The 25585-nt window shown below is 33.0% G+C and carries 24 protein-coding genes and 1 tRNA gene; 12 read left to right on the top strand and 13 right to left on the bottom strand.

The window, feature by feature from the left end; all coding sequences use genetic code 11:
• Nucleotides 1–53: 53 nt before the first annotated feature.
• The 4 genes from ACP7AQ_RS02205 to ACP7AQ_RS02190 are packed head-to-tail and all read right to left on the bottom strand — an operon-like array spanning nucleotide 54 to nucleotide 4806.
• Nucleotides 54–1046, bottom strand: a complete 993-nt coding sequence (locus tag ACP7AQ_RS02205; protein WP_426094212.1) for a hypothetical protein — start codon at nucleotides 1044–1046, stop codon at nucleotides 54–56.
• A gap of 9 nt (nucleotides 1047–1055) precedes the next feature.
• Nucleotides 1056–2735, bottom strand: coding sequence for a DUF6909 family protein (locus ACP7AQ_RS02200; RefSeq protein WP_426094211.1), 1680 nt, complete (start codon nucleotides 2733–2735; stop codon nucleotides 1056–1058).
• Between the two features lie 36 nt (nucleotides 2736–2771).
• The gene (locus ACP7AQ_RS02195) at nucleotides 2772–4259 is read right to left on the bottom strand and encodes a GH3 family domain-containing protein (protein ID WP_426094210.1); all 1488 of its coding nucleotides are present in this window, start codon (nucleotides 4257–4259) and stop codon (nucleotides 2772–2774) included.
• Between the two features lie 34 nt (nucleotides 4260–4293).
• Nucleotides 4294–4806, bottom strand: a complete 513-nt coding sequence (locus ACP7AQ_RS02190) for a peptidase (protein ID WP_426094209.1) — start codon at nucleotides 4804–4806, stop codon at nucleotides 4294–4296.
• A gap of 212 nt (nucleotides 4807–5018) precedes the next feature.
• On the opposite strand from ACP7AQ_RS02190, the gene tatA reads away from it, so the two are divergent.
• Nucleotides 5019–5192, top strand: a complete 174-nt coding sequence (gene tatA, locus ACP7AQ_RS02185; protein ID WP_426094208.1) for a twin-arginine translocase TatA/TatE family subunit — start codon at nucleotides 5019–5021, stop codon at nucleotides 5190–5192.
• A 77-nt stretch (nucleotides 5193–5269) separates the two neighbouring features.
• Here tatA and ACP7AQ_RS02180 read toward each other — a convergent pair whose 3' ends face one another.
• From ACP7AQ_RS02180 to ACP7AQ_RS02170, 3 genes are all read right to left on the bottom strand, one after another.
• Nucleotides 5270–5518, bottom strand: a complete 249-nt coding sequence (locus ACP7AQ_RS02180; protein WP_426094299.1) for a DUF5615 family PIN-like protein — start codon at nucleotides 5516–5518, stop codon at nucleotides 5270–5272.
• 89 nt (nucleotides 5519–5607) lie between these two features.
• On the bottom strand, nucleotides 5608–5838 hold the full coding sequence (locus ACP7AQ_RS02175) for a DUF433 domain-containing protein (RefSeq protein ID WP_426094207.1): 231 nt from the start codon (nucleotides 5836–5838) through the stop codon (nucleotides 5608–5610).
• A 48-nt stretch (nucleotides 5839–5886) separates the two neighbouring features.
• Nucleotides 5887–8010: a Tex family protein gene (locus ACP7AQ_RS02170; RefSeq protein ID WP_426094206.1), complete on the bottom strand. Its 2124-nt coding sequence runs from the start codon at nucleotides 8008–8010 to the stop codon at nucleotides 5887–5889.
• Between the two features lie 64 nt (nucleotides 8011–8074).
• Here ACP7AQ_RS02170 and ACP7AQ_RS02165 point away from each other — a divergent pair, with 64 nt between their 5' ends.
• Entirely contained in the window at nucleotides 8075–8353 is a 279-nt protein-coding gene (locus tag ACP7AQ_RS02165; RefSeq protein WP_426094205.1) for a DUF1294 domain-containing protein, read from the top strand.
• Here the strand turns inward: ACP7AQ_RS02165 and rpiB are convergent.
• Together rpiB and ACP7AQ_RS02155 are read right to left on the bottom strand one after the other, a co-directional pair.
• Nucleotides 8350–8778: a ribose 5-phosphate isomerase B gene (rpiB, locus tag ACP7AQ_RS02160; protein WP_426094204.1), complete on the bottom strand. Its 429-nt coding sequence runs from the start codon at nucleotides 8776–8778 to the stop codon at nucleotides 8350–8352. The genes ACP7AQ_RS02165 and rpiB overlap by 4 nt on opposite strands.
• 730 nt (nucleotides 8779–9508) lie before the next feature.
• Nucleotides 9509–9742, bottom strand: a complete 234-nt coding sequence (locus tag ACP7AQ_RS02155) for a hypothetical protein (RefSeq protein WP_091203326.1) — start codon at nucleotides 9740–9742, stop codon at nucleotides 9509–9511.
• Between the two features lie 119 nt (nucleotides 9743–9861).
• Between ACP7AQ_RS02155 and rnr the strand changes: the two genes are divergently transcribed.
• The 3 genes from rnr to ACP7AQ_RS02140 are packed head-to-tail and all read left to right on the top strand — an operon-like array spanning nucleotide 9862 to nucleotide 13447.
• On the top strand, nucleotides 9862–12054 hold the full coding sequence (rnr, locus tag ACP7AQ_RS02150) for a ribonuclease R (protein WP_426090558.1): 2193 nt from the start codon (nucleotides 9862–9864) through the stop codon (nucleotides 12052–12054).
• 5 nt (nucleotides 12055–12059) lie between these two features.
• Nucleotides 12060–12728 (top strand): head GIN domain-containing protein, encoded by a 669-nt coding sequence (locus tag ACP7AQ_RS02145; RefSeq protein WP_426090557.1) that lies wholly within the window; start codon nucleotides 12060–12062, stop codon nucleotides 12726–12728.
• Nucleotides 12729–12769: 41 nt separating this feature from the next.
• The gene (locus tag ACP7AQ_RS02140) at nucleotides 12770–13447 is read left to right on the top strand and encodes a LysE family translocator (RefSeq protein ID WP_426094203.1); all 678 of its coding nucleotides are present in this window, start codon (nucleotides 12770–12772) and stop codon (nucleotides 13445–13447) included.
• Nucleotides 13448–14053: 606 nt separating this feature from the next.
• Here ACP7AQ_RS02140 and ACP7AQ_RS02135 read toward each other — a convergent pair.
• Both ACP7AQ_RS02135 and folB read right to left on the bottom strand, forming a co-directional pair.
• Nucleotides 14054–14124 (bottom strand) — tRNA-Cys (locus ACP7AQ_RS02135).
• 104 nt (nucleotides 14125–14228) lie between these two features.
• Nucleotides 14229–14588, bottom strand: coding sequence for a dihydroneopterin aldolase (folB, locus tag ACP7AQ_RS02130; protein ID WP_426062491.1), 360 nt, complete (start codon nucleotides 14586–14588; stop codon nucleotides 14229–14231).
• A gap of 126 nt (nucleotides 14589–14714) precedes the next feature.
• Here folB and ACP7AQ_RS02125 point away from each other — a divergent pair, with 126 nt between their 5' ends.
• The 4 genes from ACP7AQ_RS02125 to ACP7AQ_RS02110 all read left to right on the top strand — a co-directional run bounded on the left by ACP7AQ_RS02125 (nucleotide 14715) and on the right by ACP7AQ_RS02110 (nucleotide 18116).
• Nucleotides 14715–16817, top strand: coding sequence for a glutamine--tRNA ligase/YqeY domain fusion protein (locus ACP7AQ_RS02125; protein ID WP_426094202.1), 2103 nt, complete (start codon nucleotides 14715–14717; stop codon nucleotides 16815–16817).
• 303 nt (nucleotides 16818–17120) lie between these two features.
• Complete coding sequence (locus ACP7AQ_RS02120) at nucleotides 17121–17450, top strand: YtxH domain-containing protein (protein ID WP_426062493.1); 330 nt, start codon at nucleotides 17121–17123, stop codon at nucleotides 17448–17450.
• Nucleotides 17451–17489: 39 nt separating this feature from the next.
• Nucleotides 17490–17840 (top strand): competence protein, encoded by a 351-nt coding sequence (locus ACP7AQ_RS02115; RefSeq protein WP_426090553.1) that lies wholly within the window; start codon nucleotides 17490–17492, stop codon nucleotides 17838–17840.
• A 3-nt stretch (nucleotides 17841–17843) separates the two neighbouring features.
• Nucleotides 17844–18116, top strand: a complete 273-nt coding sequence (locus ACP7AQ_RS02110) for a DUF6327 family protein (protein ID WP_091203318.1) — start codon at nucleotides 17844–17846, stop codon at nucleotides 18114–18116.
• Between the two features lie 26 nt (nucleotides 18117–18142).
• Here ACP7AQ_RS02110 and ACP7AQ_RS02105 read toward each other — a convergent pair whose 3' ends face one another.
• Entirely contained in the window at nucleotides 18143–19126 is a 984-nt protein-coding gene (locus tag ACP7AQ_RS02105) for an SPFH domain-containing protein (protein WP_091203317.1), read from the bottom strand.
• A gap of 78 nt (nucleotides 19127–19204) precedes the next feature.
• On the opposite strand from ACP7AQ_RS02105, the gene ACP7AQ_RS02100 reads away from it, so the two are divergent.
• Complete coding sequence (locus ACP7AQ_RS02100) at nucleotides 19205–19846, top strand: outer membrane beta-barrel protein (protein WP_426094201.1); 642 nt, start codon at nucleotides 19205–19207, stop codon at nucleotides 19844–19846.
• Nucleotides 19847–19879: 33 nt separating this feature from the next.
• On the opposite strand, the gene gltX is transcribed toward ACP7AQ_RS02100, so the two are convergent.
• Nucleotides 19880–21385, bottom strand: a complete 1506-nt coding sequence (gltX, locus tag ACP7AQ_RS02095) for a glutamate--tRNA ligase (RefSeq protein ID WP_426094200.1) — start codon at nucleotides 21383–21385, stop codon at nucleotides 19880–19882.
• A 319-nt stretch (nucleotides 21386–21704) separates the two neighbouring features.
• Between gltX and ACP7AQ_RS02090 the strand changes: the two genes are divergently transcribed.
• On the top strand, nucleotides 21705–25034 hold the full coding sequence (locus tag ACP7AQ_RS02090; protein ID WP_426094199.1) for a hypothetical protein: 3330 nt from the start codon (nucleotides 21705–21707) through the stop codon (nucleotides 25032–25034).
• Complete coding sequence (gene ybeY, locus ACP7AQ_RS02085; protein ID WP_426062501.1) at nucleotides 25031–25450, top strand: rRNA maturation RNase YbeY; 420 nt, start codon at nucleotides 25031–25033, stop codon at nucleotides 25448–25450. Before ACP7AQ_RS02090 ends, ybeY begins: the two co-directional genes overlap by 4 nt.
• Nucleotides 25451–25585 lie beyond the last annotated feature (135 nt).

The following is a 25585-nucleotide window of genomic DNA, read 5'->3' as shown; positions in this document are numbered from 1 at the left end:
AAATAGTAAAAAATTGAAAATCCTGATTAAAGAATTAAATTTTTCTCTAAAAGTTAAGCATTTATTTGTTGTACTTTTAATGATTGTTTTTTGTAAAAAGCAATAAAAAAACGTAATAAAATAAAAATAAGAATAAATACAAGTGGCAAAATTACTTTCAATTTACCATTGATTGAGCTTGTATTTTCTTTATTCATAGTTGTGGTATTGTCTTTGATGATTTTATCTGAAGATAATAGAGCCACTTTTAGATTTCCTATCTCTTTAATTAATGATTCTTTAGTTTTGATAACGTCATTTAATTGTGTGTTTTCATTATAATATACCAATTTATCACTCTTTTGATGGTTTCCAGAAGCGGAATTCGAAAACTCATTCAAAATTCCATCTATTTGAGAAACAATTCCTTCGTTTGTTTTTATTTTTTGTTGAATGTTTTCCACTGAAACTTTCTGAACTCTATTGTAATAATCGCTGGTATTGAGATAGTTTAACAGGGGTTGTATTCCTTTTTTACTTTCGGTTATACCCTTTGTTAATAAAGTAATGGTATGAAAAGCATAATTCTTACTCGTAGTCGTTTCTTTTACAATCGATTTTAAATCCCCATCTTCTGACATCAATTTTAGTAACTCAAAATTCTGTTCGCTGTTGTTGATGAAACCATAAACATCAACGATTGGTTCAATTGTAATTTTTGTTATTTTAGTTGGTTCCTGAATACCTATTGATTTTAAAAAAACGGTGTCGCTTTCCTTAATTTTAGCCGTTAACAAATCAATTTTTGAATACAAATAATCCGTGCTTCCAAAATTTGGAGTTACAATAATTTCATGATTGTAAGTCTTCTTAGTTGAATCTAAAAACATTCCTACTCCAAAACCAAGTACGAATAAAATCAAAATCACTACTGCATTTTTTACAAAAAACCGAATGCATCTGAACAAGAATGTATTGAAATCCTGAAATATATTGCCAATTTTTTTAGAAATTTTCATCAAATCAATTTCCTGATCGTCTTGATTATTGGGCACGTTTGCACTCATTTATATTTTTTATTTTACGTTGAAAATTTGTTCCAATATCTTAATCGTAATCAAATACGTTGGTTTTACACCCGTAGTTCCCAATCCGCCTGAAGCTAATGTGCTTCCTGTTTCCAGTGGATTATCAGAGGCGTAATAAGCATACCTAACTTTAACATTATGAGGGACACTTTTTCTAATTTTTGAAGCAGATTGTATCGCTTTTTGGTAATATGAACCTTCCATTTCAAGTCCGATAATTCCCCAGGTCGATTCATGGAAAAACTTCAATAAATCTCTGTTTTGCAAAGAAGTTCCTAAAACAGTAACCATTGGACCCGCAAAAACAGCAATATCATTTCCTTCAAACATGTCAGCAGTCAATTCATTTTTGAAAAAATAATTATCCGCCGTTCCTTCATTGATGTGCGCATTAGGAATCATAATATCTCCTTTTCCACCTTCCAGAATTCCAGCTTTCCCCATGATAGAAACTGATTCCACATTCAATAAGGTGTCTTTTTTGAATGGTTTCAACAATTCGTCAATGGTTTCATAAGCCTGTTCTCCAAATGCATAATCCATAACAATCAACACTGGTTTTTTATCTCCTGTATTCGCCTTTGGAAAAGATGTTTTTGCCCAATCAATTTTGGCGGTATCAAAAATCTGAACATCTATATTGGTTCCCGATGTGTCCGGCAACGAAATCATTCCAAATTTCAAGGCTACTTCTTCCACTTGGTTCCGAACAGCATTCGCGCCGGACTTACTCAATTCCTCATAAATAAAGAAATCAGATTTGTCCTTAAACTTGGTTTTTAAAACTTTCGTTGCAAAAATAGAGTTCATCACACTGTGCATGTTCGCACTAATTACGTGAATTGGACGGTCTAAAAGTTGGTTTTCTTTCAAAACCTCCTTGATGTTAGTGGCCCAAATTTCCCCGTGAATGTGATGTCCCAATCGCTCTCTTAAAATAGGACTGAAAGTAATCGTTCTTTTATTATCATCTACAATTTCTTCAATGGCGAGTTTCCCCAACCAAAATATGACATGCAAAAAGCGATCTGGCGCAGCAGCTGAACCAAAAGCATCATAAATATCCAGTACTTCCTCAAATGTTCTTCCAAGAATATTAGCGGCATGAGAAATAGCTTTTTCTTTTTCAACAAGAGTCAGTTTCTTCTTTTGGGAAACCGCTTGTTCTAATTTGAACCAGTCTCTGGAAACCTCACCGGCATCATCTAATAAAACTCTATTTCTAATTTTGTGTGATTCGATAAAAATAAAAGTCAAATGCGTCAGAATATCATAAATATCCGAGCGTCCGCGCGTGATCTCCACGTTCATTTGTTCCTCATCGATTCGGTAACAATTACGACGTCTTTTTGGCGGTACAATCGCTTGAAAATGCGATTTAGAATACCCTTCATCCGAAGTTAAATTGATAAATCTGCATTCTTCTATTCCTACTGGAAGACGTTCAATGACATATAAAAGTCCGTTCAATTCTACTTTTTCTTCGGCAATATTTCCATAAATTTCTGGTCGTAATGCTAATAATGCTTCGCGCAACGTATCACCTGAAATTCCCATCGGTTTGTAAAATCCCCTATTGAAAAGATGACGCATCGTGATGTACATTTTTTCAATAGCTGCCGATGATTCTTGTGCTCTGGAGCGTGATATATTTTTTGTTTCTTTCATTTTCTGCTTATTTTCTAACCTTCAAAGGTAAGACATTTATTCTCTTTTTAACAAATCCACAATATTTCTGTCATTGGAAAGTCTCGGGATTTTATTTTGTCCGCCCAGTTTGCCAATGGATTTCATATAGTCCTGAAAGCCATTTTTAACCACTTTGGTAACCACCACTTTTCGCAACACTTTGCCAACAATCAAATCATCATAATACATGTTCTGTTTTCGCATCGCATTGTCCAGCGCTTCCGCAAAAGATACGCTGTCTTCCGGTTCGTTTTCAAATTCAATAAACCATTCATGATACGGTAACCCTACTGATGGAGTGATTTGTGGTGCGACCGTAAATTCATTGATTCGAATATTAGTTCCAATAATTGCTTCCTGCAGCGCACTCTCCACTTCTTTCCCAATCACGTGTTCGCCAAAAGCAGAAATATAATGTTTGATTCTTCCCGAGACAATTATTCGGTACGGTTTTAAGCTGGTAAACTGTACGGTATCTCCGATATTATATCCCCAAAGTCCCGCATTGGTTGAAATTATCAAAACATAATTCACTCCCAATTCTACTTCACCAATCGTATATCGTTTTGGATTTTCAGTGTAAAATTCATCCGATTTAATAAATTCATAAAAAATTCCGGAGTTCAAAAGCAGTAACATTCCTTTATCCTTTTGCGAATCCTGATACGCGAAAAATCCTTCCGAAGCCGGAAACAATTCTATACTGTCTACTTTTCTTCCAATAAGATTTTCAAATTTAGCGCGATACGGTTCATAATTGACGCCACCGTAAATAAACAAATTGAAATTTTTGAAGATTTCCCCCACTGGCTTCCCCCCTTTTTGATGTAATTTCTCAAAATACATTTGAACCCAGGAAGGAATTCCGGAAATCACAGCCATGTTCTCGTTGATTGTTTCCTCGACAATCGCATTTACTTTGGTTTCCCAATCTTCGATACAATTGGTTTCCCAAGATGGCATTCTGTTTTTTTGAAGGTATTTTGGAACAAAATGTGCCACAATTCCAGACAATCTTCCTAATTTAATTCCGTTTTTTTCTTCTAATATTGGACTCCCTTGCAGGAAAATCATTTTACCGTCAACAAAATCAGCATTTCCAGTTTCGTGAATGTAATGCAAAATTGCATTTCGGGCCGCCTCAATATGATACGGCATGGATTCCTTAGTTAACGGAATATATTTGGCCCCGGAAGTCGTTCCGGAAGTCTTGGCAAAATAAAGTGGTTTTCCTTTCCAAAGGATATTTTTCTCGCCTTTTACAACCTTATCCACATACGGTTTCAGAGTCTCATAATCCCGAACCGGAACTTGTTTAGCAAAATCGTTCTCGTTCGTTATTTGGTGAAAATGATGGTCAATCCCAAATTGTGTTTGTTTGGCATCTTGGATTAATTGCAATAGCACTTTTCTTTGAGTTGCAATTGGATTGTTGGACCAAAGCTGTGTTTCCTTGTATATTTTTTTTGCAAATAATTTTGCTGCAAATGATTTTACTGACATTTTTATTTTGTTCTTTAAAAGTGAAAGATACTTTTTATTTTGGGTTTTCGCTCCTGGTTTTCGAGGAGCTTGGAAGAGAATTTTTATCTTCTTTCGCTACTTGTTCCCGCAGCTCCCGTTCTTGTTTTGATGGTGATAAATCAACAGGTTTAGTAATTTCAGCTGCTGCTTCGAGTATGGAATCTTTATTGAATTTAGCATATTCCAGCTCTCCAGTCAATACTTTCTGGATGGATTTGATGTAGGCTTCATTTCTTTTTAAAGCCTTGGACAACGAATCTGATTTTAAGGCTAATTCCGTTGCATCTCGCTTTAATTTTGACGAGGAATATCCTGGTATTAATTCCCGTAAAGGAGTAAAAGCAATAATTAAAGTAGTGACAAATGTGATAATTATTGCTCCCAAAGTCGCTACCACAAAAACATTCATTAAGGTAAGTTTCAATGAAAATGTCTCTTCAAAAGTATCTTCATTTAATATGATTAAACGTCTTTTGTTAAATAAATTTTCCTTGATTTTGCGTCGCTTTTGTCTTTTTTTGGACATATAATTTGATTAATGAACAAATATAACAATTATTGTCCTTGCTTGTGTTTACTTGTATTTATCCCGTATTGAAAACCTAAATTAATTTTTAGCAAATTTTTAACGCTTTTGAAACCAAATAAATGCGGTAAAATTAATCTCCGTAAACTATTTCTATATACCTTTGCTTATAGATTTATTACAAATTTGCTTCGGCAATAAATTATTCAATCATGGGAAGATTAGGTGTTACAGAAATCCTCGTTATATTAGCGATTGTTTTATTACTTTTTGGTGGTAGAAAAATACCGGAACTTATGAAAGGTTTAGGAAGCGGAATCAAAGAGTTTAAAAACGCAGCCAAAGATGGTCAGCCAGCTGATAAGAAAGAAGAAGAAATAAAATAAAAAAAAAGCTTTTCATAATATGAAAAGCTTTTTTTTATGGTTTAAATGATCATTGTTCGATGCATTTAATTTTTAAACTAATTGGAGTAAATTTCGAAAATATCATTTTCTTCTAAATCAATAAATTCGATTATTTTATCTTTATTTTTTTGGATTAAATCAACTGATTTTTTGGTGTCTAAATTATAGGTTTTCAAATAAATTAACTTTGGTGGTGCTTTTCTTAGAAGTACAATTTTTTCAAAATCATCGTCTTTACTGATGATTGTAAATCCATATTTCTTAGCATAATCCCAAATTGAAATATCATCTGCATGTTGTTTAATTTATAATTCTGATGCGTGAATAACTTCTGCGAAAATTGGCCTGAGCTGTTTTATCATTCGCCAAGATAAATTTTCATCTAATAACAGCTTCACGATGCAAATGCTATTTTAGTCATATTGTCACGATAAGCTGCAAATGAAAGTGTTGCAATTATTTTTTGTTTATCTAAGGCTGGAAAATCTGCAATAATTTCATCCATTGACATTCCTGCTGCTAAATAAGATAACACATCCGAAACTGTGATTCTGGTGCCAGAAATACAAGGTTTTCCACTTCCAATTTCTGGGTTAATGCTGATGTATTTTTGCCAATTTTCCATAATTGATTTGTTTAATATTCAAATTTAATCAATTTTTTTGATTCATTATTAAATAACCATTGTCAACTGAATTCTCTTTCTGCCTTCATCTACTTCGGTGACTTTGACCTGCACATGTTGGTGTAATTTAACCACTTCATTCACATCGCTGACAAAACCCGCTTTGAGTTGGGAAATGTGAACCAGGCCACTTTCTTTGACTCCAATATCTACAAAACAACCAAAATTAGTAATGTTATTCACAATTCCTGGTAAAACCATTCCTGTTTTTATATCTTTTATCGTTTTTACATTGGGGTCAAATTCAAAAACTTTGGCTGATTTTCTGGGATCTAATCCCGGTTTTTCGAGTTCTTTGATAATGTCTTTCAATCCCAATAAACCTATTTCTGGTGTAATGTAATTTTCTGGTTTTATTAAAACAGTTTTCTCTTTATTTGCAATCAAATCATGCACCGTCAATTTCAAATCTTTTGCCATTTTTTCCACAATAACATACGCTTCGGGATGAACAGCCGAATTATCCAACGGATTTTTTGCATTCGAAATTCGGATAAAAGCAACGCCTTGCTGGTACGCTTTTTCACCCAAACGCGGCACTTTTTTAAGTTGTTTTCGATCTGTAAAAGGACCATTTTCAGAACGATATTGAACAATATTTTCGGCCAGCTTCTCTCCTATTCCACTCACGTAACTCAATAAATGCTTGCTCGCAGTGTTGATGTTTATCCCAACCGAATTCACGCAACGAATCACCGTATTATCCAGTTCTTCTTTCAACTTATTTTGGTCAACATCATGTTGGTATTGGCCTACGCCAATGGCTTTCGGGTCAATTTTTACCAACTCAGCCAATGGATCACTTAATCTTCGCCCGATAGAAACTGAACCTCGAACTGTAACATCATAATTCGGAAATTCATCTCTGGCAATTTTTGAGGCAGAATAAACCGATGCTCCCGCTTCTGAAACAATAAAAACTTGGACCGGTTTATCGAAAGCTATTTTCTTGATGAAGAATTCGGTTTCACGTGAAGCGGTGCCGTTTCCTATAGAAATGGCATCAATTTTGTACGAATTTACCATCGAACGAATTTTCTTCATCGCCATCGCTTCCTCTTTTTGAGGCGCATGCGGATAAATGGTTTCATTGTATAACAAATCTCCTTTTTCGTCCAAACAAACAATTTTACAACCGCTTCTAAAACCAGGATCAATTGCCAGAATTCGTTTTTCTCCCAAAGGCGGTGCTAGTAATAATTGCCCCAAATTGTTCGCAAAAACCTGAATAGAATTGGCGTCAGCCTTCGCTTTGGCTTCTTGCAAAGCTTCATTTGAAATCGCCGGATTCAGCAATCGTTTGTAACTGTCTTCGATAGCCAATTGAACGTGCTGCGTAGTTTTATTTTGACCTTTTATAACTAACGTGTCAATAATATCATACGCTTCATCAATATCCACTTCAACTTTAAACTTGATAAATCCTTCATTTTCGGCACGAAGCATCGCCAATAGTCGGTGTGAAGGTGCTTTTGTCAGCGGTTCTGACCAGTCGAAATACTGATTGAATTTTTGTGCTGCTTCGTCGTCTTTCTTTGTTTTTACAACTTTGGTGGTGATGGTAGCCTTGCGTTCATACAATCGTCGGAGTTGTTTGCGAACAAAAACATTTTCATTAATCCATTCGGCAATAATATCTCTTGCTCCTTGTAATGCCGCTACTTCATTGATGACCTTTTCATTCAAATACTTTGTGGATATAAAATTGACATCGTCATTATTTTGCGCCATAATGATTTTGGCCAGCGGTTCCAATCCATTTTCACGGGCAACATCCGCTTTAGTTTTTTTCTTCTTTTTGAATGGCAGATAAAAATCTTCCAATTCCTGTAAATCAAAACTTTGTTGGATTTTTTTTTCTAATTCTGGACTGAGCGCATTTTGTTCCTCAATCGATTTTAAAATCGCTTCTTTACGTTTTACAATCACTTCGTATTCTTTTTGAAGCTTTGCAATTTGTTCTATTTGTACCTCATCCAGATTTCCTGTTGTATCTTTTCGATAGCGAGAAATAAAAGGAATAGTACAATCTTCTTGTAATAATTGTACTGTTTTTTGAATGTTTATTGCTGCAGTGGCAACGACTTTTGATATGAATTGTATATTGGTCATTATAAATTTAAGATTATAAAATCATGTTGCTAAAATAGTATCTTTGAGTCAAAATTCCTTATTTATGTCTTTTTTATTCTGGTACTTTTCGCTTATAAACTTATTTGCCTTTTCAATAATAGCAGTTGACAAACGGCTGGCCATACAGCAAAAATGGCGCATTTCTGAACGCTATTTATTGTTTACAAGTGTTTTTGGCGGAACAATTGGTTCTGGATTAGCTATGCTTCTATTTAGACATAAAACCTCAAAAGAAAGCTTCCTTTTGAGGTTTTACGGAATTATATTAATTCAAATTTTAATCCTTTTTGGACTGTATAATTTTGGAATAATTAAATTCTAACAAGAAATTTTATTCACTCTTTTTTGATGTCTTCCACCTTCAAATTCGGTATTTAAGAACGCTTCTACCATTTCTACTGCTTGTGGAATTGAAGTAAAACGAGCTGGAATACTAATAATATTCGCATCATTATGTTGACGCGCCAAAACTGCAATTTCTTTTATCCAGCATAAAGCAGCGCGAACTTTAGACTGTTTATTGACTGTCATAGAAATTCCGTTTCCACTTCCGCAAATAACAATTCCAAAATCAGCTTTTCCTTCAGAAACATCCGTTGCAACCGGGCGACCAAAATCTGGATAATCCACACTTTCTGCGGAATCTGTTCCATAATTAATTACTTGATGTCCTTTTGCTTCAAGCATTTCGACAATTGCTTTTTTGTAATCCGGGCCTGCGTGATCATTTCCTATAGAGATTTTCATGATTTATGTATTAAGTTGTGTATTGCAAATTTAAAAAAAGTAATCTATTCTGATGAATTTAAATCTTGCTTCTTTACCAGATTATTTTAATTGAAATGTACCTTTAAATATGAATTCAACAAAACGTTCTGTAACTATCAGATTTCTATTAAATTAAAGGTTATCAACAATTCTTTTAAATGTATAAATAGCTGTAAATCAATGAAAGTTATATATTTAAAATGTTAAAAATTTGCATTGTTAATAGCAAAACGCAATTGCTTGATATTCAGTTAACTTTAAATTAACACAAACTGTTCATAACTTTGGATAGAAAATAAGAACTATTTTTTAATTGTATCAAAAAAATATGTAATCCAAAACCTAGTTTTCAAATCCTAATTTAGTTCAGGTAATTTTTAGAATAGTTATCAATATTAAAAAGTGGGTTATCAACAAAAAACCGTAATGTGAGTTATTTACAAAAGCAATAGTTTTTGTGTTATCAACGATTGTTAATTAAAATATAAAAAGACTTTAAAACTAATACTTTATCACAAAGTAAGTATGTTAATAACTCTAAATAAAATCTTTAAACTTGGTTTCAAAGCTTTTTAAAATATATTTATTGCTACTATTAACATGCTATAATAACAACCAAAAAATAATTTAAATTTAATTTTTCTTTTTTATTATATTAATATATGTTGACAACTTTCAAAAAATTAAAACTTAAAAGTTGATTTTAGATCTAAACAATTTTCAAATTGTTGTTGAGATTGTCTAATAATTCCTGAACTTTTTCAAAATCATTAAAATGAATTTTGAGTTTGATTCCACCGTATGCGAAACTTCCAAAAGGATCAATGGAAACCAATGTTTCATTTTCAAAAAAATAGTGAATATCTTCCTGCTCCAGCAAATGCTTTATAACTACAATTTCATGCGAATAATTAAAAATTGCAATGGTTTGAAATTCTTCCATTTTTGATACTTTTTATAAAGGTACAACTATTCTGTAAAGTTATATTTTCTTTAAAACTGTGAACTCTTTACCGATAACAGTTTAGTATTTTGTAATTTTAGACTTTTAAGAACAGATTTATGAGTAAAAGATTAAGAAAGCCGATAAAAAAAGAGAAAGATTTCTCTGAAAAAATTATAAAAATATTATCGCAAAGTGCTAATAAAGCATTCAATTATAAACAAATAGGTGCAAAGCTGGAGCTTGACGATACTGAAAGCAGAAATCAAATTATAAAAGATTTGAAGATTCTGGCTTCGCAAAATAAAATTATAGAATCAGAACCGGGTAAATACTTAGTGAAAGCTGAGAGTAAAGAGTATTACGAAGGTAAGATTGACATGACCGGACGTAAAACAGCTTATTTTGTTTGTCCTGAAATGGAAGAAGATGTCTTTATCCCAACCAATAACTTAAACCACGCTTTGGACAAAGATATCGTTAAAGTGTATGTTTACAATCGCAGAAAAGGGAAAAGACCTGAAGGTGAAGTAATTGAAGTACTTGAAAGAAACAAAACCGACTTTGTTGGTGTTATTGACATTCAAGCAAATTTTGCTTTTGTTTCTACTGCAAATCCAAAAATGTATACCGATATTTTTATTCCAAAAGATAAAATAGGTGATGCGGAGCAAGGCGATGTAGTTTTGGTTCACATCGAAGATTGGCCAGCCAGAGCTGATAGTCCTTTTGGTTCGGTAATAAAAGTTTTAGGGAAACCTGGAGAGCACGATACGGAAATCCACGCTATTCTTGCTGAATATGGATTACCATCTGAGTTTCCTATTGAAGTAGAAACGTTTGCACAAAAAATTGATACTTCGATTGAAGAAGATGAAATTGCCAAACGTCGTGACATGCGAGATACGTTGACTTTTACGATTGATCCAAAAGATGCGAAGGATTTTGATGATGCACTTTCATTCAAAAAATTAGAAAATGGTAATTATGAAATTGGTATTCACATTGCCGATGTTTCATATTATCTTCAGGAAGGAACAATCCTGGACGATGAAGCGTATCAAAGAGCAACATCCGTTTATTTAGTGGATCGGGTAGTGCCAATGTTACCGGAAGTATTATCAAATTTTGCTTGTTCTTTACGTCCAAATGAAGAAAAATACACATTTTCCGCTATTTTTGAAATAACGGAAACCTCACAAGTTGTCAACCAATGGTTTGGTCGAACGGTAATTTATTCCGATCAACGTTTTGCTTACGAGGAAGCGCAATACATCATAGAAACTAAAGACGATGTAATTCCTGAAGAAATTTCGATTACAGGAAGTTCGTATCAAGTTTCTTCAGCAATTGTTGCTGCGACGCTAAAAATGGATGAATTAGCTAAAATTTTTAGAAAAAGAAGAATGGCTGAAGGAGCTATATCTTTTGATAAAGTAGAAGTCAAATTCAACTTAGATGAAGCCGGAGAACCTCAAGGTGTTTATTTTAAAGTTTCCAAAGATGCCAATCATCTTATTGAAGAATTCATGCTTTTGGCCAATAAAAAAGTAGCGGAATACATTGGAAAACAAAAGAAAACTTTTATTTACAGAATTCACGATGAACCAAATGAAGATAAATTAATTGCGATGCAAACGGTGATTGCTAAGTTTGGTTACAAAATTGATTTTCGTAACAAAGGCGATATTTCAAAATCATTGAATGCGTTGATGGAAGAAGTGAATGGTAAAAAAGAACAAAATTTAATTGATACGCTTGCGATTAGAAGTATGAGTAAAGCCAAATATTCTACGGATAACATAGGACACTACGGTTTGGCTTTTGATTATTATTCGCATTTTACCTCACCTATTCGTCGTTATCCGGATGTTATGGTACATCGATTGTTGCAACATTATCTGGACGGAGGAAAATCTGTAGATGAAGAAACGTATGAAACAAAATGTGTTCATTCCTCGACAATGGAAGGTTTGGCAACCAATGCCGAACGTGATTCTATTAAATACATGCAGGTAAAATACATGCAAGATCATCAGGATCAGGAATTTTTAGGAGTAATTTCAGGTGTGACAGAATGGGGAATTTATGTTGAAATTATAGAAAATAAGTGTGAAGGAATGTGTAGAATTAGAGATATAAAAGACGATTATTACACCTTTGATGAAAAACAATATGCACTAACCGGAGCAACTTCTGGTAAATTATTACAATTAGGTGACGAAATTTACGTTAAAGTAAAAAATGCCGATTTAGTTAAAAAACAACTGGATTTTAATTTTTTAAGAAGAATTGGAGAACCGTTAAAATAAAAAAAATGAAAAAATTAATGATACTTGCTGTTGTATTTTTGAGTCAACTAACAAATGCTCAAGCAACCAGAAACTTAGGAGATTTTGATGAAGTTAAAGTTTTTGATAAAATCAATGTCAAATTAATTGAATCATCAGAGAACAAAATTGTCGTAACAGGAGCACGAGCTGACGAAGTGGAAACGGTAAATAAAAACGGAGAATTAAAAATCAGAATGCCTTTTCCACAATTATTATCAGGTGAAGATATTATGGTCAAATTATATTTTAAAAATCTGGAAAGTATCGCGGTGAGTGAGGGAAGTTATGTTTCAAGTGAAAAAGATTTTAAACAAACAAGCTTAGATTTGAATGCAAAATCAGGTGGCGAAATAAATTTGGACATAGATGTTGACAAAGTAATTGTGAAAGCGAATGCTGGTGGAATAGTTACTTTATCTGGGAAAGCGAAAAATCAAGATGTTGTAATAACTTCTGGAGGAATTTTAAACGCAAAGGATTTAGAGACTTCACAAACCACAATAAGCGTTGCTGCAGGAGGAAAATCAGAAATCCATGCGTCAACATTAGTTGATGCAAAAGTAAGAGCTGGAGGCTCTATTTTTATTTACGGAAAACCAAAACAGATTAATAAGGAAGTTTTCATTGGCGGTACGATTTTAGAAAAAAATTAGTACTTTGGTTTAGATTTTGGAGCAATAAATTTAAATTTTTAATGATAAACGACATATTAGCTGGTATTCCCTGGGGAATTTTCTTGAGTTTTATGATTGGTCCTGTTTTTTTTATTTTACTGGAAACAAGTATTATAAAAGGATTTAGAGCGGCTTTAGTATTTGATTTAGGAGTTGTTTTAGGAGATATTATTTTCATTGGAATTGCTTATTTAGGCAGTTATCGGTTGATTCAAAGTTTAAAAGATCAGCCGGCTCTTTTCATTTTTGGAGGTGTATTAATGTTAGCTTATGGTATAATTTCATTCATACAGTTAAAGAAAGAACAAAAAATTAATACGGATATTATCGATAAGGAAATTGTCAAAAAAAACTATATAAACCTTTTTATAAAAGGTTTTTTGTTAAACATCATCAACATTGGTGTTCTTGGTTTTTGGTTGGCAATCATTATTTCTGTTGGGCCAAAACTAGAAATGCAAACACCTAGAATGATAACTTTCTTTATTGCAGTTATTGGAACTTATTTGTTTGTAGATTGTATTAAAATACTTTTGGCGAAACAATTAAAAACAAAACTTACTCCTGTAAATATTCTTAAAATTAAAAAAGGAATTAGTATTGTAATGATGGTTTTCGGATTGGTTTTAATCACCCAGGGGTGGTTCCCTGAAGAAAAAGCAATGGTAAAAGATGCATTCGATAAAATAGATAATTAATAGATTTTAATTTTCATAAAACAGTAAAAAGCCTTGATTCTAAATAAATTAGAATTAAGGCTTTTTCATGTAAACTATTATAAATCTGAGGCAATGTAATCGAAAAATTTACCACTTAAATGACTTACTGGTTTAAGATTTTTAACATATAAGTCATGTACGTTTTTAGTTACCACCTTATCAATTTAAAATTATTTTTGAACCAGTAAGAAATTAAGTTTCATTGAGACCTAACACTTAATTTTTCTTAATTTTTTAATGGTTTATAATATAATATTCTCAAATTTTTTCTTAAAAATTGGACACAAAAAAACCTCCAAATTGCTTTGAAGGTTTTAGAGGCATCGTCCGGATTCGAACCAAATTTTACTTAATTTTTCTTAAAAATTGGACACAAAAAAACCTCCAAATTGCTTTGAAGGTTTTAAAGGTATCGTCCGGATTCGAACCAAACTTTACTTAATTTTTCTTAAAAATTGGACACAAAAAAACCTCCAAATTGCTTTGAAGGTTTTTAACTATCGTCTGGATTCGAACCATACTTTACTTAATTTTTCTTAAAAATTGGACATAAAAAAAACCTCCAAATTACTTTGAAGGTTTTAGAGGCATCGTCCGGATTCGAACCGGAGTAGGAGCTTTTGCAGAGCCCAGCCTAGCCGCTCGGCCACGACGCCATTGTTAAACGGATGGCAAAAGTACTTAAAAAGTTTAATGTTTAAAAGATTAAAGTTTAAAAGTTTTAAAAAATATTTTTTTATGCTTTTTAAACATTTTTGATTTAACTTCTGTATTCTTCCATTTCGATAGTAACTGCTTCAACATCACCGCCAATAGGAGGATTGAGTTTAGAAACCGCTACAATGATTCTGGAAATCTCAGGAATTTCTTCAAATATGCGCGTTATGATCCGGTGTGCCACATGTTCTAATAAGTCCGAACGAATCGCCATTTCCTCGACAACAATGCGGTTTAAGAGCACGTAATCAACTGTATCTTTCAAATCATCCGTTAAACTGGATTTTCTCAAATCGGTCTTAACTTCTAAATTCACGGTATAGTCTGATCCAATTTTCCCTTCCTCGATCAAGCAACCGTGGTAAGAATAAGTTCTGATATTTTTAAGTTTTATAATTCCCATTATTTTATTTTTTTGTTTAAAATTGTAAAGTGTAAAGCGAAATTGATAACTTTTCATAGGTTTCTATGGAAACATTAAACTTTAAACCTCAAACTTTTTTTATCTTTGCTAAAATAAAACAAAAAAATGTCAACTGAAGAAAAATCACTCCATTTTATAGAACAAATCATCGAAGACAGTTTATCAAACGGTTTTCCCAAAGATAAATTACGTTTTCGTTTTCCTCCTGAGCCCAATGGGTATTTGCACATTGGTCATGCTAAATCGATTTGCTTAAATTTTGGTTTAGGGCTAAAGTATAATGCGCCGGTAAACTTGCGTTTTGATGATACTAATCCTGCAAAAGAAGAGCAGGAATATGTAGATGCCATCAAAGAAGATTTGAAATGGTTGGGATATAATTGGACGGAGGAATTGTATTCTTCTGATTATTTTCAGCAATTATATGAATGGGCAATTTCGATGATTAAAAATGGAAAAGCGTATGTAGATAGTCAATCGTCAGAAGATATGGCGCTTCAAAAAGGAACGCCAATACAACCGGGAGTTGATGGTCCTCACAGAAACCGTTCTGTTGAAGAAAATCTTACTTTATTCGAAGGAATGAAAAATGGTGATTTTCTGGAAGGAAGTCATGTTTTACGTGCTAAAATTGATATGACTTCTACGAATATGTTGATGCGTGATCCATTAATGTATCGTGTTTTGCACCGTCATCATCACAGAACTGGAAACGATTGGAAAATTTATCCAATGTATGATTATGCACATGGTGAAAGTGATTATATAGAGCAAATTTCACACTCTATTTGTACGTTAGAATTTGTCATGCATCGAGAATTATACAATTGGTTTTTGGACCAAATTTATGATGATTCAAAAGTAAGACCACATCAATATGAATTTGCACGTTTGAACTTGAATTACACAGTAATGAGCAAGCGAAAACTATTGCAATTAGTTCAGGAAAATATAGTGAATGGCTGGGATGATCCTAGAATGCCAACCATTTCAGGATTAAGAAGAAGAGGTTACACAGCGAATTCTATTCGTAAGTTTTGTGATATAATTGGTGTTGCTAAACGGGAAAATATAATTGATTTTTCTCTTTTGGAATTTTGCTTACGTGAAGATTTGAATAAAACTGCTCCAAGAGTTATGGCAGTTTTAGATCCAATAAAATTGGTGATTACGAATTATCCGGAAGATAAAGAAGAATGGTTGGAAGCCGAAAACAATCAGGAAGATGAAAGCGCAGGATTTAGAAAAGTTCCTTTTTCAAAAGAATTATTTATTGAAAGAGAAGACTTTCTTGAAGAGGCTCCAGCGAAGTTTTTCCGATTGAGTTTAGGTAGAGAAGTACGTCTTAAAAACGCTTATATCATCAAAGGCGAAAGTGTTATAAAAGACGCTGCCGGAACGATAACTGAGATTCATGTAACTTATGATGAAGATAGTCGAAGTGGAAGTGGGAGCGAAGCCAGCCAACGAAAAGTATCGGGAACCTTGCATTGGGTTTCGATTCAACATGCTTTGGAAGCGGAAGTACGGCTCTATGATCGCTTGTTTATCGATGAAGCACCAGACAGCCATAAAGAGAAAAATTTCTTGGAATTCATGAATACGGATTCATTACAAATTGTTAAAGGATTTGTTGAACCAAGTTTAGCAACAGTTCATGCCGGAGAAAAATTTCAGTTTCAACGATTGGGTTATTTCAATGTGGACAAAGATTCAACGGAAGGCAAAATTGTCTTTAATAAAACCGTTGGATTGAAAGATGCTTGGGAAGAAAAAGGTAAAAAAGAAGAAAATTTATTGATGAATACTCAAAAAGAAATCAATAAATATGTTAAGGAAAAAGACGAAAACAATGCCAATTTGATTCTTAACGCCATTGTTGAAAACATAAAAAGTATTGATAATTACAGTTTAATTATTCAGACTATTGTCAAAAACATTAAGAATGACAATAACTCGTTGTTGTTTTCAAATCTGATTTTGCATCATTCTGATAAAGTACAAGTAAAAGATATTGAAGCAGATTCTTTAACAAAATTATATACGATGTCCTTAAAAAGTCAGATGGCAACTGTTAGAATTTTGGTAATTGAGAATTTACAAAATGATTTGAATAATTTTAGTCTTTTTCAAACACAACTTTCAGATATGAAAAATAATGAAAAAAACGAAAAAGTGTTGCAATTATTAAATGAGCTTAAAATTTAAGCTTTATTTTTAAATAGGTTTTATCGATTCAAAGTCCTCTTAGCAGAGGACTTTTGGTATTATAGTAATTTATTATGATAATTTAATTTTCAATAGTTTAATGCAATTAAAAATGACTTTCATAAAGCGTTTTTCATGCTGTTTATTTAAATAAACAGTACGAAGTATAAATTCAAAAAAATCATTTAACAGCTCGCTTTTATTTGCTTTCTGTCCTGTGAAATTGCACTTTAACGAGTTGTTAGCGGGTTGTTGTTAATAAATCCGTATCTTTATAAATCAAACTTTTTAAAACTAAGAATTATGTCAAATACTACAGGAAATACATTATTCGCTATTTTAGCAGGAGTAGCAATTGGAGCCGGAATAGGAATTTTGTACGCACCTGATAAAGGATCAAAAACAAGAAGAAAATTAAAAGATGGTTTTGATGGTGCCAAAAATGATTTACAAAATAAACTTGATTCTGTATCAGTACAATTGAGCGACCAATTAACAACAGCTAAATTTGATTTAGAAGAAACCTACGAAGATTTAGTTTCAAATATGAGTCATAAAACCGAAGAGGTAATTTCTTTTTTAGAAGATAAATTAGCCGATTTAAAGAGGAAAAATGCAAAACTTCAAAAATAATCTTGCATTTCCCATCTATCAAATTTTAAAACGAAATACATGGCTTTTGAAGAATTAAAAGAAAATACGGAGGATATTCAGGAACAAATACAAGGATATATTCAGAGCAATGTGTCTTATTACAAATTATGGGGTTTCAAAGTAGCAATGAAATCGACGACCATGATTCTTAAGTTCACATTGATTTTTCTATGTTTTAGCATGGTTTTATTCTTTTGTTCCATAGCAGGAGCATTGGCAATGGGTAAATATCTAGATAATTATCCGTTGGGTTTTTTAATAATAGGAGGAGTATATCTTTTAATAACGAGCCTTTTATTTTTAATAAAAGATAAAATTGTTGAAGGACCAATATTGGAGAAGTTTTCAGAAATATTTTTTAACGATTAAATCATGGAAACAAAAAAATATTCTTCTTACGCTCAAATTGATAGAGAACTTGAAATTTTAAAGACTGAAAAGGAAATCAGTTATCAAAAATTAATTTTTGGAGTAAAAAAAACTAAGGAAAGTTTTTCACCTCAAAACATTGTAAGTGACTTAATAGGCACGTATAGTTCTGTTATTCCTTATGGAGCAATCGTTTCTACTGCGGCACCTTTTATATTAAATAAAGCAATTCCATTTATCAAAAATTGGTTTGCAAAAAGAAAAAGAGGCATTTAAGCCTCTTTTTTTATGATTTTAAATATCTATTCTTCTGTGTCGGGAGTTTCTTCAGGAGCTTCCGGTAATTCGACCTTATTTTCCCTTCTAGAATTCCCTCTTTCGCTTCTCTTTTTCATTAATTCACCTACCTGATTAGAAGCACTAAATGAAGCAATCATATTATTAAGCATGTCACTTCCCGCTTGTGGAGAGTTTGGTAATAAGATCAGATTCGAATTTGTGTCAGCACCAATAGCTTGTAACGTATCATAATGTTGTGTTACCACAATCAATGCCGAAGCTTCTTGGGAATTGATACCAACTCTGTTCAAAACATCAACACTTTCTACTAAACCTTTAGCAATTTCTCTTCGTTGGTTCGCAATTCCTTGTCCTTGTAATCGTTTGCTTTCTGCTTCCGCTTCCGCTTTGGCTACAATTCTAATTCTGGAGGCTTCCGCTTCAAATTCAGCTACAGTTTTTTCTCTATCAGCCGCATTTATTCTGTTCATCGCATTTTTTACTTGAATATCCGGATCAATATCCGTTACCAAAGTGTTGATAATCGTATATCCATAAGTCGTCATGGCTTCATTCAATTCTCTTTTTACAGCAATGGCAATATCGTCTTTTCTTTCAAAAACATCATCAAGTTTTAGCTTTGGAACTTCGGCACGAACGACATCAAATACATAAGAAGTAATTTGATCGTGCGGATATTCCAGTTTATAAAAAGCGTCGTAAACAGTCTCTTTGATAACCATAAATTGAACTGAAACTTTAAGTTTCACAAAAACGTTGTCTTTGGTTTTTGTTTCAATGATAACATCTAATTGTTGGATTTTTAGATTCACACGTCCTGCGATTCTGTCAATCAATGGAATTTTCAAATGCAAACCTGATTGTCTGATACTTAAAAATTTTCCAAATCGCTCTACAACAACAGCCGTTTGCTGTTTGACTGTAAAAAATGAGGAAAATAAAATGAAAAATCCAAATACGAGTAGAATAATTAAAGCAATGTTCATAATGTTTTTATTTTTAGTTAAAAATTATCCCACAATTTACAACAAAACTTTAGGTTTGTCTTTATAAATTCCAATTATATGAGAAAAATATCACTTAGTTTAGTGTTTGTTTTTTGTACAATATCAGCCTTTTCTCAATATAAATATAGAGATTCAAACAGGATAGGAATCAGTTTTGGAGTCAATCAATTTACCTTTAACACTGATAATTTCGAAACAAAACCTGAATTGGGTTGGAATGCTGGACTTTGCATGCGGGGAAATTTCTATAATAACTGGGATATGGTTTATGCAATTCAGTTTAGCGAAAACAATTTTTCTGTTTCAACTAATAGTTTGACTTTGGCTAAAGAAGAGGTGAATTATAAATTGGCTTCTGCGCAAATATCACTGCAGTTGAGTTACAAACTTATCGAAAATCATTTAAGTGTTGAATTTGGACCAATTGTTCAAGTAAACGGAAAATTAAATATGGATAATAATGATGCAAACAATGTTATTTCTGGGACAACCTTGTTAGCCAAAGATATTAGGGAGATTTCAAATTTTAATTTTTATCCAACCGTTGGAATAACTGCCGGAGTTCGCCATTTCCGGGCTAATGTTTCCTATCAATATGGATTGAACAATATGCTTGCAAATTTGAACAACAAGAATTTAGGTGTAAATTTCAAAGGGAATTCAGGAATTATTAATGCAGATTTGATTCTTTATTTATAAAAAAAGCTCCCAAATCTGGGAGCTTTTTTAGTTTTAAAGAGAAGAAATTGCTTTCTCAATTCTATTAATCGTTTCCTTCTTTCCAATTACTTCAACGATATCAAATAGGTGAGGACCTTTTAATGCGCCAACCAAACTCAAACGAAACGGCTGCATTACTTTTCCCATTCCAATTTCGTTTTTCGTCATCCAGTCTTTTACAATCGTCTCGATATTCATTGAAGTGAAATCTGTGATTTCTTCCACAACGGCCATTAATTCGTGCATTAATGCGGGCGTTTCGGCTTTCCAGTTTTTCCGCGCTTTTTCATCATACGCTATCGGAGCCACAAAAAAGAAATCACTCATTTCCCAAAATTCAGAAACAAAATGGGCGCGTTCTTTGATTAAAGAAACCACTTTGATTAGAGCACTTTGATCAACATGAAACCCTTTTTCAGCTAAAATAGGAGCGAAGGCTTTCGCCAAATCATCATCTTTCTGTTTGATTAAATGCTGGTGATTGAACCATTTGTTTTTTTCCGGATCAAATTTAGCTCCAGCTTTATGCACTCTGTTCAAATCAAATGCAGCAACTAATTCATCAAGAGTATATAATTCTTTTTCCGTTCCGTCGTTCCAGCCTAGTAAGGCTAAAAAGTTAATTACAGCTTCCGGGAAAAACCCTTTTTCTCTGTAACCGGACGAAACACCTTCTTCAGTTTTCCAATCCAATGGAAATACAGGAAATCCCATTTTGTCACCGTCACGCTTGGATAATTTTCCGTTTCCAACAGGTTTCATTATTAAGGGTAAATGTGCAAATTCCGGTGATTCCCAACCAAATGCTCTGTACAATAAAATGTGTAAAGGCATCGATGGCAACCATTCTTCGCCACGAATTACATGCGACGTTTCCATTAAATGATCATCCACAATATTAGCCAAATGATACGTTGGCATTCCGTCACTTTTAAACAGTACTTTATCATCTAAAAGATTCGTTTCAAATTTCACTTCTCCACGTATGATGTCGTGCAAATGCAGCGTTTCATTCACCGGATTTTTAAAACGGATGACATAATGTTCGCCATCAGCAATCCTTTTAGCAGTTTCGTCTGCAGAAATCACTAATGAAGTGTCCAGTTTTTCTCGGTTATGGTGATTGTATATAAAGGTGTTTCCTTGTTCTTCCTCTAATTTTCTTGCCGCATCTAAAGCTTCGGCTGTATCAAAAGCGTAATACGCATTTCCCGAATTGATTAACTGATCCGCATATTGTTGGTACATATACTTTCTTTCGCTTTGACGGTACGGACCAAATTTCTCGTTTTTACCAATAGTCTCATCAGGCGCAATTCCTAACCATTCCAGTGCGTCCATTATATATTCTTCGGCACCGGGAACAAAACGGTTTTGGTCCGTATCTTCAATTCTTAAGAAGAATACACCATTGTTTTTTTTGGCAAACAAATAATTGAATAGTGCGGTACGAACTCCGCCAATATGTAAAGGTCCAGTTGGACTTGGTGCAAAACGCACACGAACTTGCTTCGACATTTTTGTAAATTTTGGTGCAAAGATACAACACTAATTAGACAATGAGAAAATGATTGTAATTAGATAATTTAATCAATTATGTCAATTTTCTAATTTTCCAAGTCTAAAGTATAAAATAATTGAACCACATAGAAACAAAGAATTTAGTTTATTTTTTGATTTGAATCTTTTCCGAACAGTTAAAATTTAGATGACATAGAAAAAAATTGAGTGCTTTTTTTCTATTGTTAACTCTTATCATGGTCAAAATTTATTTTAATGGGTTTGACCTGCTAATTTTCTTATGAAGAAATTTTCTAATTAAAAATTACTACTTTTATTGGTTGTAATAAACAAAGCATACATTTTGGAAACGCAACAATTTATTTATCAAAAATTAGAAGCTTTCATCAGGAAGTTTTATACCAACGAATTGATAAGGGGAACTATTTTCTTTATCGGTTTGGGATTGTTGTATTTTTTATTTACGCTTTTTGTAGAATATTTTTTTTGGTTCAAGCCGTTGGGAAGAACAATTTTATTTTGGACTTTCATCGGAGTAGAAGTGTATTTGTTGTTCCGTTTTATTTTGTTTCCAATTTTTAAATTATTCAAACTTCAAAAAGGAATCGATTACAACCAGGCTTCGACTATTATAGGAAATCATTTCACGGAAGTGAGCGACAAACTGACTAACTTTTTACAATTATCAAATCCGAATGAACATCAAATTAAGTCGGAATTATTAGCCGCTTCAATTGAACAAAAAGCGAACGCGTTGCAACCAATCCCTTTTGGGAACGCCATAAATTATAACGGAAACAGATTGTATTTTCCTTTGGCTTTAATTCCATTACTGTTATTTGCTTTCTTTTATTTCTCTGGAAACAGTAATATGATTTCTCAAAGTTTTAATAGAGTCGTGCATTACAATTCAGCTTTTTTGCCTCCGGCTCCTTTTAAATTCGTGGTTTTAAATTCTAATTTACAAACGGAGCAAGGAAAAGATTTTATACTTCGAATCAAAACTGAAGGAAAAATTGTTCCTGAGAATGCGATGATATTCATTGAAGATGAAAGTTATTTTATGGAGTCAGTCAAAGCAGGAGAATTTCAATTTAAAATAGCAAAGCCTTTAGGAAATATTTTGTTCCACGTTGAGGGAAATGCTATTTCTTCACCGGAATATGAATTGAAAGTGATAATTGTTCCTTCGATTGCTAATTTTGAAATGCAGTTGAACTTTCCTTCCTATGTGAATAAAAAAGCTGAAACAGTTAAAGGAACGGGAAATGGGGTTATTCCGGAAGGAACGCGTGTGACTTGGAAAATGAATACACAAGCGACACAGAATGTAGTTTGGATGGACGAAATATCAAAAGCTTCTTTTTCGAAAATAGAAAACACCTTTATTTTATCCAAAAATATACTGCAAAACACAGATTATCAAATTCTTACTTCAAATGATAAGGTAAAAAACTACGAAAAACTCAATTATCAGATTACAATTATCAAAGATCAATTCCCAACTATTAATGTGAACAACGCACCAGACAGTTTGAAGGTTGCCAAGAATTATGTTGTAGGTCAAATTTCCGATGATTACGGTTTGTCCAAACTTCAGATTGTTTTTTACGAAAGAGAGAAGCCTCAAACTGCTAAACGCGGAACGATTGCTATCAAGAAAAGTGCTTTTGATCAATTCGTGTTTTCGTTTCCAAGTAATCTTCCAGTGGAGCAAGGTGTGTCTTATGATTATTATTTTGAAGTTTTTGATAACGATGCCATCCATAATTTCAAAAGCACGAAGTCGTCGGTTTTTTCTAATCGGGTAGCGACAGATGTAGAAAAGGAAGATCAAATTTTGCAGCAGCAAAATGACAATATCAATAGTTTAGAGAAGTCTTTGAAAAATCAGGATAAGCAAATTTCTGAAATGGAGAAATTGCAAAAAACCGGAAAAGAGAAAGAAAATCTGGATTTCAAAGATCAGCAAAAAGTAAATGATTTTGTCAAGCGGCAAATGAAACAGGATGAGATGATGAAAGAATTCACTAAAAAAATGAACGATAATTTGGAGCAATTCAAAACCGATGAAAAGGATGAATTAAAAGAAGAGCTTCAAAAACGAATGGACAATGCAGAAAAAGAAGTGGATAAAAACCAAAAGCTTTTAGATGAGTTGAAAGAACTCAACGATAAAATTCAAAATGAAGAACTGTTGTCTAAGTTGGATAAATTTAAACAAAATAGTAAAAACCAAACTAAGAATTTAGAACAGTTGGTGGAGTTGACCAAGAGGTTTTATGTAGAAAAGAAAGCAGAACAATTAGGAGACAAATTGGAAAAGCTTTCTGAAAAACAAGATAAATTATCCAATGATGAAAAGGAAAATAAATTGGAGAAGCAGGAAGACATTAATGCTGATTTTGACAAAATTCAGGAAGATTTAAATGATCTGGAAAAAGAAAATAAGGAATTGAAATCACCTCTGGACTTGCCTACAGACGATGCTAAAGAAAAAAGTATTGATGAAGATTTAAAGAAAGCTTCTGAGGAATTGAGGAAAGACAAGAAAGATAAGGCTAAGCCAAATCAAAAAAGTGCTTCCAAAAAGATGAAAGAGATGGCGCAAAAAATGGCACAAACTTTGGAAGAAGGCGAGATGGAACAGTTACAGGAAGATGTAGCCATGTTGCGACAAATTCTAGATAATTTATTGGCATTCTCTCTGTCACAGGAAGACTTAATGAATCAGTTCAGAAAGCACAAATCAGGTTCTCCGGCTTTTAATAAAAACATAAAAATTCAACAGGATTTAAAGCAACAGTTCAAACATGTTGACGATAGTTTATTTGCGATGTCATTGCGCGATCCTAAAATTGCTGAGGATATCACTAAAGAAATTGGCAATGTAATTTACAATGTCGATAAATCGTTGTCCAGTTTAACCGATGCTCAAGTGCCAAAAGGTTTGTCGCATCAACAGTACACCATTTCTGCAGCTAACAAATTAGCAGATTTTCTAAGTGATATGCTTAACAATATGCAAATGCAAATGTCCGGAATGGGTTCTGGTAAACCGAAACTTGGTCAAGGACAAGGAATGCAACTGCCGGACATTATTAAAAAACAAGAAGGTCTTGGTGAAAAAGTGAAAGACGGAATCAAGAAAGGAGAGCAACCCGGTGCAGGTCAAAAAGGACAAAACGGCAAACAGGGGAAACCAGGCCAATCAGGTCAAGAAGGTCAGGGTAGCGAAGGTGATGCGCAAGCTGTAATGGAAATTTATAAAGAGCAAAAGCAATTGCGGGAAGCATTGCAAAACGAATTGAATAAACAAGGATTGGGTGGTAACGGACAAAGCGCTTTGGAACAAATGAAGCAAATTGAAAAGCAATTATTAAATAAAGGTTTTAAGAACGAAACGCTTCAAAAGATATTGAATGTGAAACAGGAATTGTTGAAATTGAAATCCGCTATTCAACAACAAGGCGAAGAAAACAAACGCCAATCTGAAACCAATAAAAAAGAGTTTAATAATCAATCTAATTCACTGCCAGCTGCTTTATTAGATTATTTGAATAGCATAGAAATATTAAATAGACAATCCTTACCTTTGCGCTCGAATTTTAATCAAAAGGTTCAAGAATATTTTAATAAAAAATGATCAATTTTAATTACGAAACCGACTTTAATTTAGATAACGAAGAAGCGGTTGCAACCTGGTTGGGAAATGTTATTACATCGGAGAACAAGAAAGAAGGAGAGATAAATTATATCTTTTGTGACGATGAGTATTTGCACAAAATCAATGTGGAGTATCTGGATCACGATACGCTGACGGATATCATCAGCTTTGATTACTCTATGGGTAATGAGTTGCACGGTGACATTTTTGTTTCTGTCGAAAGAGTGAAAGACAATGCCGCTGATTTCAATGTCTCTTTTGAGGAAGAATTAAAGCGCGTTTTAGTTCACGGAATTTTACACTACTGTGGCTACAAAGATAAAGGAGAAGCGGAGGAGCTTTTAATGAGAAGTAAAGAAGATCAAAAAATCGTTATGTTTCACGTGGAACAATAGTGGTGTTTTAAACTTCAAGTCAAATATGTTTCACGTGGAACATTTTGTTTTGGTTTAAAAAGATACGGTTGCAATGTTTCACGTGGAACAAAAATAGAATTCAAAATTACAATCCTTAATTTTAGGATTAAATTA

Source organism: Flavobacterium sp. DSR2-3-3, from assembly GCF_049896585.1.
GTDB lineage: Bacteria > Bacteroidota > Bacteroidia > Flavobacteriales > Flavobacteriaceae > Flavobacterium.
Note: the sequence above shows the minus strand (reverse complement) of the source record. Positions and strands in the feature narration are given on the sequence as shown.

Coding starts and splice junctions, on each gene's coding strand:
- ACP7AQ_RS02205 (WP_426094212.1), bottom strand. CDS start 1,046: ATGAGTGCAAACGTGCCCAATAATCAAGACGATCAGGAAATTGATTTG.
- ACP7AQ_RS02200 (WP_426094211.1), bottom strand. CDS start 2,735: ATGAAAGAAACAAAAAATATATCACGCTCCAGAGCACAAGAATCATCG.
- ACP7AQ_RS02195 (WP_426094210.1), bottom strand. CDS start 4,259: ATGTCAGTAAAATCATTTGCAGCAAAATTATTTGCAAAAAAAATATAC.
- ACP7AQ_RS02190 (WP_426094209.1), bottom strand. CDS start 4,806: ATGTCCAAAAAAAGACAAAAGCGACGCAAAATCAAGGAAAATTTATTT.
- tatA (WP_426094208.1), top strand. CDS start 5,019: ATGGGAAGATTAGGTGTTACAGAAATCCTCGTTATATTAGCGATTGTT.
- ACP7AQ_RS02175 (WP_426094207.1), bottom strand. CDS start 5,838: ATGGAAAATTGGCAAAAATACATCAGCATTAACCCAGAAATTGGAAGT.
- ACP7AQ_RS02170 (WP_426094206.1), bottom strand. CDS start 8,010: ATGACCAATATACAATTCATATCAAAAGTCGTTGCCACTGCAGCAATA.
- ACP7AQ_RS02165 (WP_426094205.1), top strand. CDS start 8,075: ATGTCTTTTTTATTCTGGTACTTTTCGCTTATAAACTTATTTGCCTTT.
- rpiB (WP_426094204.1), bottom strand. CDS start 8,778: ATGAAAATCTCTATAGGAAATGATCACGCAGGCCCGGATTACAAAAAA.
- ACP7AQ_RS02155 (WP_091203326.1), bottom strand. CDS start 9,742: ATGGAAGAATTTCAAACCATTGCAATTTTTAATTATTCGCATGAAATT.
- rnr (WP_426090558.1), top strand. CDS start 9,862: ATGAGTAAAAGATTAAGAAAGCCGATAAAAAAAGAGAAAGATTTCTCT.
- ACP7AQ_RS02145 (WP_426090557.1), top strand. CDS start 12,060: ATGAAAAAATTAATGATACTTGCTGTTGTATTTTTGAGTCAACTAACA.
- ACP7AQ_RS02140 (WP_426094203.1), top strand. CDS start 12,770: ATGATAAACGACATATTAGCTGGTATTCCCTGGGGAATTTTCTTGAGT.
- folB (WP_426062491.1), bottom strand. CDS start 14,588: ATGGGAATTATAAAACTTAAAAATATCAGAACTTATTCTTACCACGGT.
- ACP7AQ_RS02125 (WP_426094202.1), top strand. CDS start 14,715: ATGTCAACTGAAGAAAAATCACTCCATTTTATAGAACAAATCATCGAA.
- ACP7AQ_RS02120 (WP_426062493.1), top strand. CDS start 17,121: ATGTCAAATACTACAGGAAATACATTATTCGCTATTTTAGCAGGAGTA.
- ACP7AQ_RS02115 (WP_426090553.1), top strand. CDS start 17,490: ATGGCTTTTGAAGAATTAAAAGAAAATACGGAGGATATTCAGGAACAA.
- ACP7AQ_RS02110 (WP_091203318.1), top strand. CDS start 17,844: ATGGAAACAAAAAAATATTCTTCTTACGCTCAAATTGATAGAGAACTT.
- ACP7AQ_RS02105 (WP_091203317.1), bottom strand. CDS start 19,126: ATGAACATTGCTTTAATTATTCTACTCGTATTTGGATTTTTCATTTTA.
- ACP7AQ_RS02100 (WP_426094201.1), top strand. CDS start 19,205: ATGAGAAAAATATCACTTAGTTTAGTGTTTGTTTTTTGTACAATATCA.
- gltX (WP_426094200.1), bottom strand. CDS start 21,385: ATGTCGAAGCAAGTTCGTGTGCGTTTTGCACCAAGTCCAACTGGACCT.
- ybeY (WP_426062501.1), top strand. CDS start 25,031: ATGATCAATTTTAATTACGAAACCGACTTTAATTTAGATAACGAAGAA.